Source organism: Nostoc sp. DSM 114161 (assembly GCF_052692665.1).
This window is the reverse complement of the sequence record NZ_CP195141.1, coordinates 1,544,276-1,564,474: the sequence shown is the minus strand read 5'-3', so window position 1 is coordinate 1,564,474 and position 20,199 is coordinate 1,544,276. Positions and strand designations below refer to the sequence as shown.

The 20,199-nt window shown below is 44.4% G+C and carries 13 protein-coding genes; 4 read left to right on the top strand and 9 right to left on the bottom strand.

Going from position 1 to position 20,199, the window contains the following annotated elements; all coding sequences use genetic code 11:
• Positions 1 to 44: 44 nt before the first annotated feature.
• Positions 45 to 167, top strand: a complete 123-nt coding sequence (locus tag NSTC745_RS06660) for a hypothetical protein (protein ID WP_445636448.1) — start codon at positions 45 to 47, stop codon at positions 165 to 167.
• Positions 168 to 479: 312 nt separating this feature from the next.
• Here the strand turns inward: NSTC745_RS06660 and NSTC745_RS06655 are convergent, their stop codons facing one another.
• Positions 480 to 1,442, bottom strand: a complete 963-nt coding sequence (locus tag NSTC745_RS06655; RefSeq protein WP_445636447.1) for an orange carotenoid protein N-terminal domain-containing protein — start codon at positions 1,440 to 1,442, stop codon at positions 480 to 482.
• Between the two features lie 1,555 nt (positions 1,443 to 2,997).
• On the opposite strand from NSTC745_RS06655, the gene NSTC745_RS06650 reads away from it, so the two are divergent.
• Positions 2,998 to 3,252: a hypothetical protein gene (locus NSTC745_RS06650; protein WP_445636446.1), complete on the top strand. Its 255-nt coding sequence runs from the start codon at positions 2,998 to 3,000 to the stop codon at positions 3,250 to 3,252.
• 124 nt (positions 3,253 to 3,376) lie between these two features.
• Here the strand turns inward: NSTC745_RS06650 and trpE are convergent, their stop codons facing one another.
• The 6 genes from trpE to NSTC745_RS06620 form a co-directional block, all read right to left on the bottom strand.
• Positions 3,377 to 4,906: an anthranilate synthase component I gene (gene trpE / locus NSTC745_RS06645; RefSeq protein WP_445636445.1), complete on the bottom strand. Its 1,530-nt coding sequence runs from the start codon at positions 4,904 to 4,906 to the stop codon at positions 3,377 to 3,379.
• Positions 4,907 to 5,107: 201 nt separating this feature from the next.
• The gene (locus NSTC745_RS06640) at positions 5,108 to 5,530 is read right to left on the bottom strand and encodes a photosystem I reaction center subunit II PsaD (RefSeq protein WP_445636444.1); all 423 of its coding nucleotides are present in this window, start codon (positions 5,528 to 5,530) and stop codon (positions 5,108 to 5,110) included.
• A 220-nt stretch (positions 5,531 to 5,750) separates the two neighbouring features.
• Positions 5,751 to 7,760 (bottom strand): DICT sensory domain-containing protein, encoded by a 2,010-nt coding sequence (locus NSTC745_RS06635; protein WP_445636443.1) that lies wholly within the window; start codon positions 7,758 to 7,760, stop codon positions 5,751 to 5,753.
• Between the two features lie 756 nt (positions 7,761 to 8,516).
• Positions 8,517 to 9,179 (bottom strand): DUF1877 family protein, encoded by a 663-nt coding sequence (locus NSTC745_RS06630; protein WP_445636442.1) that lies wholly within the window; start codon positions 9,177 to 9,179, stop codon positions 8,517 to 8,519.
• A 345-nt stretch (positions 9,180 to 9,524) separates the two neighbouring features.
• A complete protein-coding gene (locus NSTC745_RS06625; RefSeq protein WP_445636441.1) occupies positions 9,525 to 9,848 on the bottom strand; it encodes a DUF2973 domain-containing protein in 324 nt (107 codons plus the stop codon).
• 304 nt (positions 9,849 to 10,152) lie between these two features.
• The gene (locus NSTC745_RS06620; RefSeq protein WP_445636440.1) at positions 10,153 to 10,470 is read right to left on the bottom strand and encodes a DUF2605 domain-containing protein; all 318 of its coding nucleotides are present in this window, start codon (positions 10,468 to 10,470) and stop codon (positions 10,153 to 10,155) included.
• 440 nt (positions 10,471 to 10,910) lie between these two features.
• Here NSTC745_RS06620 and thrS point away from each other — a divergent pair, with 440 nt between their 5' ends.
• Entirely contained in the window at positions 10,911 to 12,749 is a 1,839-nt protein-coding gene (gene thrS, locus NSTC745_RS06615; RefSeq protein WP_445636439.1) for a threonine--tRNA ligase, read from the top strand.
• Between the two features lie 50 nt (positions 12,750 to 12,799).
• Here the strand turns inward: thrS and NSTC745_RS06610 are convergent, their stop codons facing one another.
• Both NSTC745_RS06610 and NSTC745_RS06605 read right to left on the bottom strand, forming a co-directional pair.
• Positions 12,800 to 17,059, bottom strand: coding sequence for a beta strand repeat-containing protein (locus NSTC745_RS06610; protein ID WP_445636438.1), 4,260 nt, complete (start codon positions 17,057 to 17,059; stop codon positions 12,800 to 12,802).
• Entirely contained in the window at positions 17,004 to 17,771 is a 768-nt protein-coding gene (locus NSTC745_RS06605) for an integrin alpha (RefSeq protein WP_445636437.1), read from the bottom strand. The genes NSTC745_RS06610 and NSTC745_RS06605 overlap by 56 nt, the downstream gene beginning before the upstream one ends.
• 555 nt (positions 17,772 to 18,326) lie before the next feature.
• On the opposite strand from NSTC745_RS06605, the gene NSTC745_RS06600 reads away from it, so the two are divergent.
• Positions 18,327 to 20,030, top strand: coding sequence for an NAD(P)H-quinone oxidoreductase subunit 4 (locus NSTC745_RS06600; protein WP_445638546.1), 1,704 nt, complete (start codon positions 18,327 to 18,329; stop codon positions 20,028 to 20,030).
• Positions 20,031 to 20,199 lie beyond the last annotated feature (169 nt).

Here is a 20,199-nt window from a genome sequence, read left to right as displayed (position 1 = left end):
AGTCTGCATTTCTCACCTGAAAATTAGAGTATCCAATCGATATATTGCTGGAAATATATCTCAAAACAATTTTGGATTTTGTGGAAATTCACCAGCGCTTGTTTCCACCAACAGTGCGTTCAGCGGAGTCTGCGATCGCCGACTCAACTCTTTCGCAGAAAGCTTAACCTAGAAAAGGTTTCCTCTCCTACCTTCCTACTGACGCGATTAATTGCGTCTTTACCCATTACTTACTCCTTTTTTCAAGCTAAATTTTGGATTAAAAGTGTTAATTAAAAAGCTGTTATGTGAAATTTCAAAGAATACTATTGATTCAAAGTTGTTATCTTAACCAGACTTTTCAAAACTCTAGACCAAGATTAAAAACAGATTACTTTCAAAAGCGATCGCAGCAAATTTTTTAAGGTGGGCACTGTTTACCTTTTGCTTTTATGTTTTAAGCAGTGCCCACCCTATGCAGCAACGACTAAGTTAGTACTCTATTTACGTACTAAGTTCAGGAGTTCTTTGGGAGAAGCTAGCAAGTCAATCGCGACAAAGAATATTTTGCCTTGGGGATCTAGCAAAAACCGCCATGCAATGTTCATCCCTACACTCGCACCGAACCAGGGGGTTTGAACTTTGCCGGTCACTTTAACTTGGGTATAGCCATCTTCTACTGGCTCAGATATACCCCGTTCTGGCATCATCTTCAATCCTTGGCATTCTTCACGCATATAGTTGCGGATTGCCTCTTGACCAATGATTGGCCTTTCAAAAGGAGGTTGCAAAGCACCTTCGGAGTCAAACAAAGCAACCGCAGCGTCAAAGTCATTGGCATTCATGTTGTTGATATAGCCAAGCACAGTAGCATTATCGATGCCCTCGATGGTGACCTTAGTCCGAAATGCTTGTGCAATGGGAGGAGCCACAGGTACTGAGACTTTTTTGTAACTACCAGGAGCGTTCGGGTCAAACCCCATACTGACTACGGCGTTGCGTAGGATGGTGATTTGTTGACCTGCATCAGCAGTTCGGATTGCTTGCAGCACTTGAGCAGCTTTAGAAGAAAGCTTGTAACCCTGTGGTATTGGGGCGACAATTCCCTGAGCCATCCATTCTCCTAACTGATACCAGAAACCCAATTTGATGTTTACGGTGAAGGATGCATAGGAACGGCAGATAGGAGTATCAGCACGGTTAGCCAAATCGTACATCACTTGGGTCTGGACATCAAAAGGCATCTGCTTAATTTGTTCCAAAAGCCCTTGAGCGAGGATCATGTTTGCAGCACCGGGAGCAGCAACCGTAATTGTTTTACCCATTTCGGTGTATGCAAACCAAAGTAATGCTAATTGATCTTCAGCGTTGAGCTGATTAAAAGATTCAATGGTAGATGGAACAATGTCAGCAACTAGGGTGCCGGGAAAAATACTTTGAGCCGACTGGAGGGTAAAAGACATAGCAGAAATCCCAAAATGAAAATTACAGTTCTATCAAATGTGCAAACAAGGGAAATGCCTTGAGCTGCTAGCAAAGATACTCAACAATTAACGACTAAACGGTTACAGTTGCGATCGCTCTACCGAAGGTACAGCAATTACTTCTGTTGCCTTAGATACTTGGATTTGAACACCAGCTAAGAAGGTGTTGCTCAAGTGTTAGGCATTTTTTGACTCTTATGTCTTTATGTAAAGAAATATAACAATATCGTTACAAATAAGCAATACTTTCTCAGTTAGGTGCTAATAAGTTTTATTTATGCAAAATAATAAGTTTTACTTAAGTAAATTAGGCATAATGTAAGAATCCCCTTCTATATAGCGCTTCCCAAGCAAATGAGCTACAGAAATTTGTAGGGGCGCAAAGCTTTGCGCCCCTATCTTGTACTTGACTAGAACTAGAAATGCCATATGTAAGTCTCTAACAATAGACTTCTTGCAGAAGTCGGGAAAAGGGGCAAAGGTTTGGTATTTTCCCTTCACGCAATAAAGATGAGTCCCTTTTCCCACAAGAGTGCAAAAAGTACTTTTGCAAGAGACTCCATGAGTTGCACGCACAAGAAACATAGGACTTACGCAAAAACTCTCTGAAACTCTTATTTCTTTGTGTCCTACCCTGCGGGAAGCCACTTCTCTACGAGACGCTGCGCGAACGTGTCTATGCGTCCTTTGCGGTAGCCTGGGGCAAGCCGCTCCGCGTCTACGTTTTTTCATGATTTTGCGTAAGTCCTGGAACAATGAAAATATCTTGGTTTTCCCAGTCCCTATTTTCAAGGCAGGTCTAATGATGGATAGAGGCTTCACCATTAATGAGCGAGGTTAACTCAACTGATTTATGGTATTGTTGAGCCGAAAGTTTGCGATGAAATTTCACAGCCTGGGTTTACGGAATATGCTGAAAAACTCAACAAGGATTTGGCGATGATTGGTATTGCCTGATTCATAACACTGCAAGTTTTTACCTGATATGGTGGAGTTGTATAGCTAATAAGCCTTTAAATACACTTTAAATTTCCGAATTTTCCTCAATTGACGAATATAACCACTTAGAGGCATAACTAGGAAAACAGATTTCGATTACCCAGCAAAAAGTTAATTGAACAAGTTGTTTTTAGGCACACTTTCAGCAACTTTGAGTCCATTAATTTAAATCAGGCCATGCTATTATTTTTCACTGCTGCTGAAGACGATAAATGTCTGGCACAACAAATTGACTGAGGTTATACCAATTCAAATAATGTTTGCGACACATCAATTATCCGTAAGGGTACAAGATTGTTGTGACCCTACCCATCTGTCGCATTCTTTTTTCAAATTGGTATTAGTTTTTACTAGCCTCTTAATTGCTGCTGGAAGTACTGGAATTATATGGCTAATTTACTTCAGCCACTCAGCACGAACAAATTTGTTGGCTTATTGTTTGTAGCAAATTCAACTGAAGCCTTGGATTTTCATATTCAGACTTCTTTATATATTGAATATATGCCAAAATTTATCTTACTTTCGGAAAAAATTAATGTTAATTGGATTTATAAATCTTCCCAATTTATCGCGTTATTGTGGATATGTAGGTTTAGAAGTAGCAGAGATTGTTGCCAAATACCTTGCCGTTCAAAGTAAAACTTATGTAATTCAAAATAGAAGAATATTAATATATCAACTTTTAAAGTCGGGACTTGATTCTCATACAGCCAATAGAACAATTAGTGTATTGATATCAAGTTCAATTTTACAATCAACCAATATAAATCAGTGTGCTATTCATGAATAAGTGGGGAATGGGGCATGGGGCATAGGAAGAGAGCAAGGGTAAAGGGAAAGGGGTAAGGGGAAAAGGGGAAAGATTAAATTTATTCCTTTTCCTCTGCCCAATGCCCAATGCCCAGTATCAAAATTTAACGCAAACAACGAATCGCTTCTAATAAACCTCTAGCTTTATTGAGCGTTTCTTCATATTCTTTCTCAGGTTCCGAATCAGCCACCAAACCGGCACCAGCTTGGACGGTGACCGTGTTATTATGGACTACCATTGTGCGAATTGCTATAGCACTATTTAATTGTCCTTCAAAATCATAATATCCGTAAACACCAGAATAAACACCCCGACGACTAGGCTCTAATTCGTAGATAATTTCCATTGCTCTAATCTTGGGTGCGCCGCTGACTGTACCTGCTGGGAAACAGGCTTTGAGCAAATCCCATGCTGTTTTATTGTCTGCTAATTTACCCACAACATTGCTGACAATGTGCATTACATGGGAGTAGCGTTCAACTACCATTAATTCATCAACTTTGACGCTACCACTTTGGCAAACACGTCCTAAATCATTCCGCCCTAAATCAACAAGCATTACATGTTCGGCAATTTCCTTAGGATCTTGCAATAAATCCTCAGCAAAAGATGTATCTTCTTGGGTGGTTTTGCCCCGCGGACGCGTTCCTGCAATTGGACGTAGAGTTGCGATCGCTCCACCATTTGGATCGGTTTCTGCTTTCACCATCACTTCTGGACTGGAACCGATGATTTGCCAATCTTGGAAGTGAAAATAAGCCATGTAAGGCGAAGGATTTATTTGACGTAAAGAACGATAAAGAGCAAAGGGGTCACCTGTGTATGTTGTTGATAGTCGCTGGGAAATAACTACTTGGAAAATGTCACCAGCTTTGATATATTCTTTTGCTTTTTGCACGCTTGCACAAAAATCAGGGCGAGTAAAGTTACTTTGATACCCCTCTGCTCCCCTGCTCCCTTGCTCCCCTGCTCCTCTGCTCCCTGGCGGCTTCCATTCCAGCCTAGTTTTTTCTGGCGATAAGGGGAGAGATAACTTTTCGAGCATTTGGTTAACGCGATCGCAAGCTTTTTGATATGCTGCTTTGAAATCAACTTGCGGATCGCGTAAATCAGCATAGGCGACTGCCCAAATTTTCCGCTTCACCTGGTCAAAAATCAACAGGTGGTCTACCTGCATCCACAATCCATCGGGGATATTTCGCTCATCTGGTGGATGAATTGGTACGCGCGGTTCAATCCAGCGAATCAATTCATAGCCCCAAAACCCAAACAAACCACCAATTCCTGGGGGTAGCTGTGGCAATTTAACTGGGTGATAAGGTTCTAGACATTGAGCTAAAGCTGTAAAAGGGTCGCCTGCAAAAACTACCTGGGAGCCATCGCGGTTGATTTGAGTTGTGCGATCGCCTCTTGCTTCCAAAACCCACAACGGATCGCAACCCACTAAACTATACCGTCCCAGTTTTTCTCCACCTTCTATGGATTCCAACAAAAAGCTATAGGGCTGACCTGCACAGACTTTATACCAAGCAGATACTGGCGTATCTAAGTCTGCCACCCATTCCTGATATACCGGAATGAAGTTGCCTTGTATAGCTAGCTGTGAAAATTCAGAAAAATCGGGAAATACCATAAATAGTTTGGGGATTAGGGATTGGGGACTGGGAACTGGGGATTGGGCATGGGGCATGGGATATGGGGAAGAGGCAGGGGAGCAGGGGGAAGGGGGCAGAGGGGAAAAACTCTTCTCCCCTGCTCCCTGCTCCCTGCTCCCTGCCTTTCTATCTCCCTAGTCCCTAGTTCCTAGTTTCCAGTTCCCATTTCCCAGCAGTAACTAGTCCGCATCGTAGGTAGCTGTACCACTGAACTTGAGTTGTGCTGGATTGGGGTTTTGTCCAATGCGGCGTGGGAGGAAACGTACTTTTTCACGGCCTTCATTCACTTTTTCGGGGAACACACCATCAGCTGGGTGAATAAAAATAGTTTCTCCGTTGGGAAAAATCCGGTAAATTTTGTAGTCTGTAATCTTGAATTTCCGGAGTTGACCACCCAAAGCGATGGCTTGTTCTTTGCGGGCCAAGTACAGCAGGTTTTCACCTTTTACCGCAGTGGCAGCGCCACCTGTAGGCAATTCAAATACTTGCTCTTTCGGGCTAGTCCAGGTGATAGCGTACTTTTCTTCCACTTCTGCTTTAGAAAGCAAGCCGCCAGTGTTGCCAGCAAATCGTGGCGTTTGTCCAGAGAGTGTTTCAGCCATAAAGTGTTCTCTCAACGTTTTTAGGGCATACTAACATCGTAATAAGGATCGTATTGCGATCGCGTCATAGACTGTAACAGTTTTTAGTCATTTTTGATTGGGCATGGGGCATGGGGTATTGGGCAGAGGAAAAGGAATAAATTTAATCTTTCCCCTTTTCCCCTTACCCCTTTCCCTTTCCCCTTGTCCTCTTCCTATGCCCCATGCCCCATGCCCATCCCTATTTAGTCTTAACTTTCGCCCGCTTTTCCTCCTGGCTACTCTGAACAATTGGGATGGTGAAGTGAAACTCACTTCCCTGGTCTTTGCCGGCTGATTTAGCCCAAATTTCTCCACCCCAGCCATTGACAATTTGGCGACAAATTGCTAAGCCAAGCCCAGTTCCGCCGGTGGTGCGTCGAAGCGCTCCTTCTTCTTGATAGAAACGGTCAAAAACGATTTCTAAACGGTTCGGTTCAATGCCGCGTCCTGTGTCAGCTACTGTAACCTCGACCATTTGACGGCTGTTGCGAATCGCGTTAATGGTGATTTCTCCTTGGGCTGGCGTAAATTTACAAGCGTTGTCTATGAGTTTTGCTAGTACTTCTACCAGCCAGTCACCATCAGCTCTGACCAAGGGTAAGTTTTCAGGAATTTGAGTTTGAATTTGGGGGGGCTTTTCTGTGGAGGAGCGGGTGCGAAGGCGGCTGAGTGCTAAATCTACACACTCTTGTAAAGTCAGAGATTCTGGATGCCATTCCACGCGACCGCTTTCTAAGTTGGAAAGTGTGAGGAAATCTTGCACGAGTTTCCGCATTCGTTCTGAGTCAGCCAAAGCAGTGTTGAGCATCACCTGTTGCAATTCCACGGGCATATCTGGTTCGCTAGCCAGACTTTCTAAACACACTTGAATGGTGGATAGGGGGGTACGCAGTTCGTGTCCGGTAATGGCTATGAGGTTGCTGCGGGTACGGTCTAGGGCTTCTAACTGCTGGTTGAGTTCTTCTAGGTTGGCGTAGGCTTCGGCTTGGATGAGAGCTGCTCCCACTTGGGTGGCGATCGCTTTGACTAAATCCAATTCCCCTGGTTGGCACTCGTGGGGTGGCATCTGGCAGTAGTGTAATTCCACAATGCCTAATAATCGTCCTTGATAAAATACTGGTTCCATCAGCCAAGAACGAATGGCAAACTTTTTGGCAATCAAGGAAAGCCCCGCCGAATTTGTCACGCGAGGATCGCTGAGTGTATCGCTGATACAAACCCCTTCGTCTTGTTGGATGATGTCACGAAATAGGGGATTTTTCTCTAATTCCCAGGTTTGTCCGCGAACAGATAAAACACCAGCAGTCAAAAATTCATGTTCAATGATCGCTTGCCTATCCCCAGCTTGAGCCCGGTAAATCAGACAGCGACAAGCATTGAGATGTTGTCCTAATTCTTGTGCTGCTATCTGGAGAACTTCGTGAGGATCGAGCGATCGCCGAATGGCAGTACTAATTGTATTGACTAATCGTTCTTTTCGTGCTTGGGCAGTAATTGAACGATAAGCTTTGTGCAATTTGTACTGACTAGCTTGCAAGTAAGTCACTAAGCGTTGCACAAAAGGATCGGTGTCAATGTCACAAGCATATTCGCTAATCTGTTCTGCTCCAAAGTAGGTTCTCGTCTGCCCTATGCCAAACCTTTGACGCGCCCGCTCAATTTTGCTTGCCAGTTCTGGTCTGTAGGCCAAAATCCTTTCTAAGAGCAAGTCGGCGGCTTTGAGGCTAACTCCCCTTTCGGATGTCCAAATCCCCTCAAATCTCCGCGCTGTATCCATATCCAGACTGGGGCTTTGCTCTGGTAGTTGCTTGTTTTTGGCAATAGAACCGAGGTTTTCTCGGCAAACCAAACAAGTCGCGTAGCTGTCACCAATCACAACCAAATGCCACTCTTGACTTAAACCATCCTCTGGCTCAAAAGCTACCTTTTCGTAGTGTTCCGAACTGTTCGCGAAATCAGTTTCCGGAGCAGATAATACGTATATTTGATTGCTTCGCAAGGCAAGCCGCTGGTAGCGATGAGCTTCTTGGCGGTAGAATCGCTCTCGCTGAAAACTAGCAATTATAAGGGGTTGAGCTAAAGTCGCAGCCAAAACTTGATCTTCCATCGCGTGGGAGAGCGCCGTTAGTGAAGCCTTAAAATATAGCTGGGGCCGCAAGTACGGTAGGGACTTTAGGAGATCGCTCAGCACAGAAGTCGAAATGCTCATGAATTATCGTTAAACGCCCAATCTCAACAAGATCTACGTCACAGCTGCATTGTACAAATTCCAAAGGACTCTTAAGTTAAATAGACAGTTTCAATATGTAAAGAACGCTAAAAAGCACTTTTTGCTTAAGCAAATGCAACACTTTGTTACCAATTAGCAGAAGTGCGTGCAGCTAGCTTCATTTACAAAATTTAAAAGTTTTGAGTAGGAAATAGAGCAACAGCGGCAATGCATTTGTCTTTCGCACCTTGGCGTGGCGCAGTCATTCGCCACGATCGCTTTGTTCTTAACTCAAGTCTTTTTATCCATTGGCTGACATTGTGATGTTTTAAATGATAAACCACTAAGCCCAATATACATTCTCCATTGCCTTTATCATCATCGAACAAAGCAAAAGTAAAAAATTAAAAGGTAACTGACTGTGCTAAATTACTGTCTTGAAGAAGCGATCGCTCGTTTTAATTTTTCATTTTCCCGCCACAATTACCAGTTGATGCCGTTAAGATAAACACTCAGTGGATACTGAAACGCTTCTCGATAGTCCAGAGGTACTCGCATTAACGGATGTCCCCCTTGTTTTTTTGCCAAAAAGTATACTGTGACAATCTCAGCTTCGATCGTTTCGTTGCAAAGCCTGTGGTTGCGTTACTTTTAAAATTAAAGTTAGCTGTGCTGGGATGCTCTACTGAACTATGCCTAAACCAAAACCCATAACTTTGTACTTCATACAAATGAAAACTGCTGTAAGTTGCAACATTACTCTTGTATTTCCCACATGAAATCACTCCCATAAAAACAACCAAGGTAGAGCAGCATACCTCTGGTTTCTTTAATAGCTATCTTGTAGTACTCTAAAATACAGTTAAATCTGTACCAATAATCATCTACTTCTTTATCCCATAATGTTCTGTAAACATCTGGATTCAAAATACAAGCCTCTTCGTATCTATTAGCAAACTCTTTTTCTGAAATTTGAAGCAATGCTTCGGAGATTTGCTGAGTTTCTGAGGGCACAAGATATTTTACAGGGCCGAAATCTTTGAAACTACCTGTTGTTCCTTCAATCGATGTTCCACCCATCACCGCATTTATTAGCAGTCGGTTGTTTTCCTCCTTTCGGACAACTATGGAAGGTATCTGGCATTCTTCCCACGAAGATGTATTCTCAGTCAGTAAGTAGTGAATTGCGTGCCAATCTGAATCAATATCTAATCTTCCAATTCTCCATTCTTCCTCAGCAATAACAGCGTCAAGGTTACAATCAATTCCTTTCTTTTTTAAGTAAGAAGGCAGATATTCTAGTGCTGCTGTTTCTAGGGCTTCTTTTGCATGAAGATACAAATCCAATACATACAAATCTTGTTTCGCTATCTCTAAAAGAGGTGCGGATATTTGTTTAAAGTTTCCCTCTATTCCCATACTTAATTTACACCGAGGTATTTGATATATCCGCTCAAATGAGATGTTATAGCGCAAAAACCTACAATTACAATTCAAGTTCGTAAAAATTTAATTGACAAATTGCAACTCCCACCCATACATCAACAGTAGCGTATCAGAAGTATGAGGAAGCGATGCCTTCTCTACGAGACGCTCCGCGAACGGCGGGCTACGCCTACGCCAATAAAATAAACCTTCGTCGGGTGCTTTTTGCTTTAACACCCCACCAAGGTTTGTCCTAAATCTTTAAGTCCTAATTCTGGAAATTTAAGATTTGAAATTTTCCCTAACAATCCAAAATCCCAAATCCAAAAAATCGTTCTTTTATGCTTCTTCTGAATTGTCTCTTTTCTGCCCTGGAGATGCTTCATAAAGTGCATCAAGATGTTGGCGAGCATCTTCAACGTTAATCGATCGCATTACCAATAACGGTTCTTTAATTAAATTGCCCGCGCTATCTAATAACTCTGGATGGGGTACAAACTGTTTTCTCGATGCGTAATAACCAAAGCTACCTTGATTACCTGAAGAATTGGTTGGGTAAGTTCGCTCCCGATCTAAACTGAACATAATCAGGTTACGAATTAAGTTACCAACAGCTATAAATGCAAGGATTGTAAAAGCAAAGATGTAAAGCAGGTGTAACATTGGATTTTCCTCCAGGGCAGCAATTTTTAAAAGTTTATTTTCTAACGTTTTGCTTCGCCGACGCTGTGGCTCACATTTAAGCTCACAGTGAGGGGAAATATTTAACGCACTTTTTGTGCGCTTGTATTGATATGGAGCAATCTGTCAACCGTTATTCCACCTACGGTAACATAGGATACATTATTTTGTTAATCAAAACAAACTTAAGATAATGTTAAGAATTTTGTACTATTTGTTTAACGACTGAATGTGTCGTCTTCCAATTGTTAAGCTGTCTGTAATGTCTAACTTTAGCTTATGCTATTTAGACTTCAGGTGCTTGACGAAAGCGCATTGCCACGTTCCAACATTCTGTTACTAATTGATGCCAAGGCATTAAAGTTGCCATATCAATTCCAACTTGTCCGTCAGTAGCACTAAAAAGCATTTTGGCGGTATTTAGTTCTTCTTGGGCTTGTTTAACCCGCAAGAGTAAGTCAGATTGCTCTTGGTTGCTCATAAATGAGAGCTTCTCTTTTTCTAGTAAGTCACGCGATCGCTTAAACCAATACTGAAAATCATCCAACAACGGTTCTAAAACCGTTTTCAGCAAATCAGTCCCCGGTAAATTCGAGTCTCGCATAAATGAGAGGAATATTTCAAACTTTCTTACTAATATTAACGTTATTTACGATTCTTAACAATTATCTTATTTCTATCCCTCGGAATAAATTCAAAAAAATTAGTATTTTGTAACAAAAAATACAGATTTAATTATATGGCTTTGTTACGAAGTTTGTACAGTTCCCTGGGGAAGGTGTCTATAGATATAGATAACGCATTGGGAATAGGGCTTCGGGTATGGAAATGAGGATGGGGAGGTAGGGGGATGGGGAGACTTGTACTGAGCGAAGCCGAAGTATGGAGAAACAAGAGGACTAGGAGACAGGGGGAGAAATTAGAACAAGTCTTTCCCCTTTTCCTCTTTCCCATACCTAATGCTTAATACCGCTATAGTTGAATAAGCTTACAAATTCAGATCGATTCCTTTTTGTAATCACTTCGCCAACGGTTCAGCAGCCAATGTCGCTAAAATTATCATCAAATCCTTCAGAAGAGTTGGACAAACCTGAAAAAATTTATTTACCGCGTACCAGCGAATCGGAGAAGTTAAAAAAGATTCGCCATACTGCTTCCCATGTCATGGCAATGGCGGTACAAAAGCTGTTTCCCAAGGCGCAAGTTACAATTGGCCCTTGGATTGAAAACGGATTTTATTACGACTTCGACAACCCAGAACCATTTAGCGAAAACGATCTTAAAGCCATCAAAAAAGAGATGGTCAAGATTATCAATCGTAAATTGCCAGTTGTTCGGGAAGAAGTCAGCCGCCAAGAAGCCGAACGCCGCATTCAGGAAATTCACGAACCTTACAAGTTAGAAATCCTAGCGGATATTAAAGAGGAACCAATTACAATTTACCATTTGGGGAATGAATGGTGGGATTTGTGTGCGGGGCCTCATGTGGAAAATACTAGTGAGTTAAACCCTAAAGCCATTGAATTAGAAAGTGTTGCTGGCGCTTATTGGCGTGGGGATGAAACCAAAGCCCAACTACAACGCATCTATGCTACCGCTTGGGAAAGTCCAGAACAACTTGCTGAGTACAAGCGACGCAAAGAAGAAGCGTTGCGGCGAGATCATAAGAAACTTGGTAAAGAACTAGGATTATTTATATTTTCTGACTTAGTAGGGCCGGGTTTACCTTTGTGGACGCCCAAAGGTACCCTGTTGCGGAGTATTTTAGAAGATTTCCTCAAACAAGAACAACTAAAACGCGGTTATTTACCTGTGGTAACTCCCCACATTGCCAAAGTCGATTTATTTAAAACCTCTGGACATTGGCAAAAATATAAAGAAGATATGTTCCCTTTAATGGCGGAGGATGAAGAAGCCGCAGCACAGGAACAAGGCTTCGTTATGAAGCCAATGAATTGTCCTTTCCACATCCAAATATATAAGAGTGAGTTACGTTCCTATCGAGATCTACCGATGCGCTTGGCAGAATTCGGTACTGTTTATCGGTACGAACAATCGGGAGAACTAGGGGGTTTAACGCGGGTACGGGGTTTTACTGTGGATGATTCTCACCTGTTCGTCACCCCAGAACAACTTGATAGCGAATTCATCAGCGTGGTGGATTTGATTTTATCGGTGTTCAATAAACTGCAACTGAAGAACTTTAAAGCTAGGTTGAGTTTCCGCGATCCAGCGAGTGATAAGTATATTGGTAGCGATGAAGTTTGGAATAAAGCCGAAGCTGCGATTCGGCGTGCAGTTGAAACCTTAGGGATGGAACATTTTGAGGGAATTGGAGAAGCGGCGTTTTACGGGCCGAAACTCGATTTTATTTTCAGCGATGCTTTAGAACGGGAATGGCAATTGGGAACTGTGCAGGTAGATTACAACTTGCCAGAACGTTTCGATTTGGAGTACGTTGCTGAAGATGGTTCTCGCAAACGTCCGGTGATGATTCACCGTGCGCCTTTTGGTTCGCTAGAAAGGTTGATTGGTATTTTAATTGAAGAGTATGCAGGTGATTTTCCCTTGTGGTTGGCGCCAGTACAAGCGAGATTACTGCCAGTAGGCGAAGCACAGCTAGATTTTACTAAAGATGTGGTAGCAAAGATGCAGGCATTGGGTATCCGTGCAGAGGTGGATACTAGTGGCGATCGCTTGGGTAAACTCATTCGCAACGCAGAGAAAGATAAAATACCTGTGATGGCAGTCGTGGGAGCCAAGGAAGTGGAAACCAACACCTTGAGTATCCGCACCCGCGCCTCTGGGGAATTGGGAACTATATCTGTAGATGAGGTGTTGGATAAGATGAAAGTGGCGATCGCTAAGTTTGAGAATTTTTAGTGAAAAGTAGGCTGGGCAAATATTTGCCCAGTCCACACACTTAACTCTTGCTACCCTTGAATGATGAAGTCACTAGCTGTTAAATTCGGCGCACCAGTCAAAGTTGCAAATTGACCGCCATTGCCCAAACCAAGTAACAACCTATTTTGGTTGTAGAACAAGCCTCCAGTTGAACTGTTATAGAGAATTACCGCACTACTCAAACCTAGTGAAATTGTCAGATTTAGGGGGTCTAAATTAATCACAGCAAAGTCACTCGCATTACTAAAACCGATTCCTGGACTAGAACTAATTGCAGTGAAAGTGGTTTTATCCAGTACGATTTTGTCACCTTGGGAACTATTGAAATCAGTAATAGTATCTACACCCACACTAGAGGTTGTAAAGGTAGCAGAGGTGTTATAGAGGAACCTATCGGCACCAGTTCCACCAGTCAGGATATCATTACCCGCACCGCCAATAAGTGTATCATTGCCTGCACCGCCAATCAGGGTATCGTTACCAGCTAATCCATCGATGATGTTGTTGGCGTCTGTGCCTGTGAGTAAATCAGCATTGGCAGTTCCCGTAAAGTTGAGCCGATTGACTGTCAGGTTAAAGGTATCGCTGACAGTGGCGTTGCTAGTGTCTCTGGCGGTAACTCTAATGGCGATGGTTCCCACATTAGCAGTCGCAGGTGTGCCACTGAAGGTGCGAGTATTGGAATTGAAGGTTAACCAGCTAGGTAAAGGGTTACCGTTATCCAAGGTGGCGGTGTAAGTTAAGGTGTTGCTGGTATCGACATCTGCAAAGGTGTTGGCGGGAACGGTGAAGTTGAAGACACTATTATCAATGGTAGTTTGATCTGCGATCGCGCTATTCAATGTTGGCGCATCATTAACACCGTTGATGGTGACAACAATGTTTCGGCTAGCTGTGCCGTCAATAGAGTTAACACTGAAGGTTTCAGTCTTAGTTTGACCAGCAGCTAAGGACTGCACCGCACTGTTGGCAACACTGTAGGTGTAAGTTCCCCCACTGCTAATACTCAAGCTACCAAGATTACCTGTAGCGGAGGTGACCGTGGTGTTGAATAGACTTTGACCTGCATCGACATCGCTAACGGTGAGGGAACCGGTAGCTGTTAGGTTGGGGGTGGTTGCGTCTTCTGTAACTGCTGCGGTGCTTGTGCCAGCAATAGTGGCAACATCATTAACACCGTTGATGGTGATGACAATGTTTCGGCTAGCTGTGCCGTCAATAGAGCTAACAATGAAGGTTTCAGTCTTAGTTTGACCAGCACCCAACAACTGCACCGCACTGTTAGCAACACTGTAGGTATAAGCTCCGGCAGGAGTGATGCTGAGGCTACCGAGATTTCCTGTAGCGGAGGTGACCGTAGTGTTGAATAGACTTTGACCTGCATCGACATCGCTAACGGTGAGGGAACCGGTAGCTGTTAGGTTGGGGGTGGTTGCATCTTCTGTGACTGCTGCGGTGGCTGTGCCAGCAATAGTGGCAACATCATTAACACCGTTGATGGTGATGACAATGTTTCGGCTAGCTGTGCCGTCAATAGAGCTAACACTGAAGGTTTCAGTCTTAGTTTGACCAGCAGCTAAGGACTGCACCGCACTGTTGGCAACACTGTAGGTGTAAGCTCCCCCACTGGTAATACTCAAGCTACCAAGATTACCTGTAGCTGAAGTCACCGTGGTGTTGAATAGACTTTGACCTGCATCGACATCGCTAACGGTGAGGGAACCGGTAGCTGTTAGGTTGGGGGTGGTTGCATCTTCTGTGACTGCTGCGGTGGCTGTGCCAGCAATAGTGGCAACATCATTAACACCGTTGATGGTGATGACAATGTTTCGGCTAGCTGTGCCGTCAATAGAGCTAACACTGAAGGTTTCAGTCTTAGTTTGACCAGCAGCTAAGGACTGCACCGCACTGTTGGCAACACTGTAGGTGTAAGTTCCCCCACTGCTAATACTCAAGCTACCAAGATTACCTGTAGCGGAGGTGACCGTGGTGTTGAATAGACTTTGACCTGCATCGACATCGCTAACGCTGAGGGAACCGGTAGCTGTTAGGTTGGGGGTAGTTGCATCTTCTGTGACTGCTGCGGTGCTTGTGCCAGCAATAGTGGCAACATCATTAACACCGTTGATGGTGATGACAATATCTTGAGTGGCTGTGCCGTCAATAGAGCTAACAATGAAGGTTTCAGTCTTAGTTTGACCAGCAGCTAAGGACTGCACCGCACTGTTGGCAACACTGTAGGTGTAAGTTCCCCCACTGCTAATACTCAAGCTACCAAGATTACCTGTAGCGGAGGTGACCGTGGTGTTGAATAGACTTTGACCTGCATCGACATCGCTAACGGTGAGGGAACCGGTAGCTGTTAGGTTGGGGGTGGTTGCGTCTTCTGTAACTGCTGCGGTGCTTGTGCCAGCAATAGTGGCAACATCATTAACACCGTTGATGGTGATGACAATGTTTCGGCTAGCTGTGCCGTCAACAGAGCTAACAGTAAAGGTTTCAGTCTTAGTTTGACCAGCACCCAACAACTGCACCGCACTGTTAGCAACACTGTAGGTATAAGCTCCGGCAAGAGTGATGCTGAGGCTACCGAGATTTCCTGTAGCGGAGGTGACCGTAGTGTTGAATAGACTTTGACCTGCATCGACATCACTAACGGTGAGGGAACCGGTAGCTGTTAGGTTGGGGGTGGTTGCATCTTCTGTAACGACTGCGGTGGCTGTGCCTGTAATTGTCGCTGCATCATTGACACCGTTGATGGTTATGTTAACTGTTGCTGTGCTGGTGCTACTGTTACCATCACTGATAGTGTAAGTAAAACTGTCGCTGGCAGTGGCTCCCACACCCAAAGATTCAAATTTACTGTTAGGGTTGTAGACAAAACTGCCATTGCTGTTGAGGGTTAGCAAAGCGCCAGAAGTTAAAGTAATCTGGTTGCCTATGCTCGCACTATTGCCATTAACCTGTATGACGCTTAAGATGTCGTTGTTCGGGTCACTATCAGCGATGGTGGGATTGGCAATTAGTACATTACCGCTGAGAACTGTATCTTCACTAGTAGTGAAGACATCATTGACGGCAATTGGTGGTTGGTTGCCATTGAAATTAAAGGTTAAGGTAGTAGTCGATACGACACTTGTGTTACTGAAAGCTTGCCCGTCATTGACGACAAACTCAATTGTCCGGTTAGTAATGTTGGGAGAAGTAGCTGTATTGTTGTAGGTAAGGCTGGCAAAGACTTGTCGATAATTGGCAATTGTATCCGTACCGCTGAGGGTAAGAATGCCTGTGGTGGTGTTGTAATTAGCGCTAATGTTGCCGATCGCAGTAGCGCCCAAACTTTCTGCTGTACCATCTAAGAGATTAGTAATAGCGATGGTAGCACCAACTAAAGTAGCGTTGTTGTCCGTCAGGGTAAAGTCGTTATCGACAATGGAGACTGGAGTACCGGTAAACGTAGTGCTAAAATCAATCCCCACAGAGTTACTGCCTAGGCCGTTGAGGTCAAGGACAGGGGCACCGTTGCCAAACACCACGTAACTCCGCCCTGAAGAAGAACCATTGGGGTCGGCACCGAAGGCCCCGATAATCAGGTCATCAAAACCGTCATTGTTGACATCCCCAGCACTACTGACAGAGTTGCCAGAGAAGTCTTCCGCTACGACGCCGTTGATTTTAAAGCCGTTAGAGCCGTTGAGGGTAGATAGGTTAAGGGTCGCGCTAAAGCCTGTGCTTTTGCCAAACACTACGTAGCTCTGCCCAGAACTCAAGCCGTTGGGATCGGCAAATGTTGCCCCGATAATTAGGTCGTCGAAACCGTCGCCGTTGACATCCCCAGCACTGCTGACAGAGGTGCCTGAGGAGTCATACGCAGCGATACCATTGATAGCGAAGCCGTTAGAACCATTGAGGGTGGAGAGGTTGAGGGTAGCGCTAAAGCCTGTGCTTTTGCCAAACACCACGTAGGTCTGCCCTGAAGAAAAGCCATTGGGATCGGCAAATGAGGCCCCGACAATCAGGTCATCGAACCCATCGCCGTTGATATCCCCTGCATTACTGACAGAGGTGCCTGAGTAATCACCAGCAGCAATGCCGTTGATAGCGAAGCCGTTAGAGCCGTTGAGGGTCGAGAGGTTGAGGCTCGCACTAAAGCCACTACTGCTACCAAACACCACGTAACTTTGCCCTGAGTCGGAGCCGTTAGGGTCGGCCCGCCTTGCCCCGATAAGCAGGTCAGCCGTCGCCGTTGATATCTCCTGCGCTGCTGACGGAGTTGCCTGAGTTGTCATTGGCAGCGATGCCGTAGATAACGAAGCCGTTAGAGCCGTTGAGGGTAGAGAGGTCGAGGGTGGCGCTAAAGCCTGTGCTTTTGCCAAACACCACATAGCTCTGCCCTGAATTCGTGCCGTTGGGGTCGGCAAAAAATGCTCCAAGAATCAAATCGTCGAAGCCGTCACCGTTGACATCCCCCGCAGTATTGACAGAGACACCTAATTGGTTACCTGCTGCAATACCGTTGATAGTGAAGCCGTTAGAGCCATTGAGGGTGGAGGGGTTGAGGGTGGCGCCAAAGCCTGTGCTTTTGCCAAACACCACATAGCTCTGCCCTGAATTCGTGCCGTTGGGGTCGGCAAATGCCCCCCCAATAAGCAAGTCGTCGAAGCCGTCACTGTTGATATCCCCTGCACTGCTCACAGAGACGCCTAATTGGTCGCCTGCTACGTTGCCATTAATAGCGAAGCCGTTGGAGCCGTTGAGGGTGGAGAGGTTGAGGGTGGCGCCAAAGCCTGTGCTGTTGCCAAATACCACGTAGGCTTGCCCTGAGTCGAAGCCGTTGGGGTCAGCACGCCTCGCGCCGATAAGCAAGTCGTCGAAGCCGTCGCCGTTGATATCCCCCGCACTGCTGACGGAGTTACCTGAGTTGTCATTTCCAGCGATGCCGTTGATGGCAAACCCATTAGAGCCGTTGAGATTGGATAAGTTAAAAACTGAATTTGCCATGAATGAGTCTTTCTTTGAATTTGAAATTTGATTACAGAATTTATACTTTCTTCTGCTGTGGCAATCGCTGATTCCTTTTCGCCGATCGCATCAGCGAAAAATAAGGTCTAAACATTTTTTGTTAATAAGTAATAGCACTGAAATTATACTAAGATTTTGTGGAAGAAATATAATTTTTTCCTTACCTGACAAGCCATACAACTACATATAAACTTTATATTTGAACCAAACTTCACAGAATATTGCTGAAACATCGAATACAAAAATGAATTTAATAATTAGTATCTCTGCAAAATATTAATATCTTTACTAATACTTAATCATTTCAGTATCTGGCGATCGCTTGGGTACGTTCATTGGCAACGCAGAGAAATATAAAATACCCGCTATCACCTTAGAAAAGGCAGCGGGTATTTTTCTCTACTCAAAACTTTAACTGTCCAAGCACTTATAGATCCGTCTATGCTTATCCAGGGTAAAGACTTATGAAGAGATTGTTACAAACTTTAGTAGAATGACATCATTCACAGATAAGTATTTATTCCTACACACATGATGATAGCGGATCGATTTCCTTGGCTTACCGCGATTGTCTTGCTGCCCCTCATTGCTTCCCTACTCATCCCTGTGCTGCCTGATAAAGATGGCAAGCGCGTGCGTTGGTATGCACTGGGTGTAGGTATCGCAGACTTTGGCTTGATGTGTTACGCCTTTTGGGAGCATTACGATGCGAGCAGTGCTAGTTTTCAACTCGTGGAGAACTATGCCTGGGTACCTCAGTTAGGCCTGAACTGGGCAGTATCGGTCGATGGAATTTCATTTCCACTTGTGCTTCTAGCAGGATTAGTCACCACACTCTCGATGTTTTCAGCTTGGCAAGTTAATCACCGACCCCGCCTTTTTTATTTTCTGATGCTTGTGCTGTATTCCGCACAGATAGGCGTGTTCGTTGCCCAAGACTTGCTACTATTTTTCATCATGTGGGAAGTAGAACTAATTCCCGTATACCTATTAGTGTGCATTTGGGGTGGACAGAAACGCCGCTACGCAGCAACAAAATTCTTGCTTTATACAGCAGCAGCTTCGATATTTATTCTAGTGGCAGCCCTAGCAATGGGTCTATACGGTGACGGTAATATGTCTTTTGATATCACCGCACTTGCCATGAAAGAATACCCCCTCGATCTACAATTGTTGCTTTATGCAGGGTTGTTGATTGCCTTTGGTGTCAAGCTGGCTGTTTTCCCGATGCATACTTGGTTGCCTGATGCTCACGGTGAAGCATCCTCTCCTGTGTCGATGATTTTGGCTGGTGTGTTGCTCAAAATGGGCGGATACGGACTTATTCGCCTCAATCTTGAGATGCTCCCTGATGCACACATTTATTTTGCACCCGTTCTAACAATTCTGGGGGTTGTCAACATTATCTATGGTGCGTTGAACTCTTTTGCTCAGACCAATATGAAACGGCGTTTGGCTTATTCGTCGATTTCACACATGGGATTTGTACTGCTGGGTATTGCATCCTTCACTGATTTAGGAATCAACGGCGCGATGTTACAGATGATCTCACATGGTTTGATTGCATCGGTGCTGTTCTTCTTGGCGGGTGTTACTTACGATCGCACCCATACTATGGTCATGAAAGATATGGGTGGTATTGGTCAAGCCATGCCCAAAGTCTTTGCTCTATTTACAATCTCAGCGATGGCATCCTTGGCTCTCCCCGGTATGAGCGGCTTTGCTGGCGAACTCTCGGTCTTCCTTGGCATCACAACCAGCGACGTTTACACTTCAACTTTCTGCACTGTAACGGTTTTCCTCGCCGCAGTCGGAGTCATCCTCACACCCATCTATTTACTTTCCATGCTGCGGCAGGTATTTTATGGTCAAGATGCAGCACTTCTATGCGACATTAATAATGCAAGCTTGGAAAATCAAGAAGATGAGGGAACAGTTTGTTTTGGTACAGACTGCCTCGTGCCAGAAGAAGCAGTCTACGACGATGCCAGACCTCGTGAAGTATTTATCGCTGCGTGTTTTCTGCTGATAATTATCGGTATTGGCTTCTACCCCAAGGCAGCTATGCAGATGTACGATGTCAAGACTGTCGCAGTTAACGCTCGCATTCGCCAGTCTTATGCCATAGCTTCGCAGACAAATCCCCACATTTACGCCAATAGGTTTTTGGTTCCGACAAAAATCCCAGAAACTGAGTTAACGCCCGTTTTAGGAACCGTTTTAGGAACTTTGAAGTAATTTACAGCAGGATTCAGAATTACAATCAACTCTGAGCCTAGCTTTTAGACCTAGATAATGTACTTGATTAACTGGAAATCTGCTGTAAGTATAATACAGCCTGTAGGATAGTACTTATGTGCTATCCTGCTGCGTGTTGTATTCCGTGCTTCATTTACGTAAAAGCGCT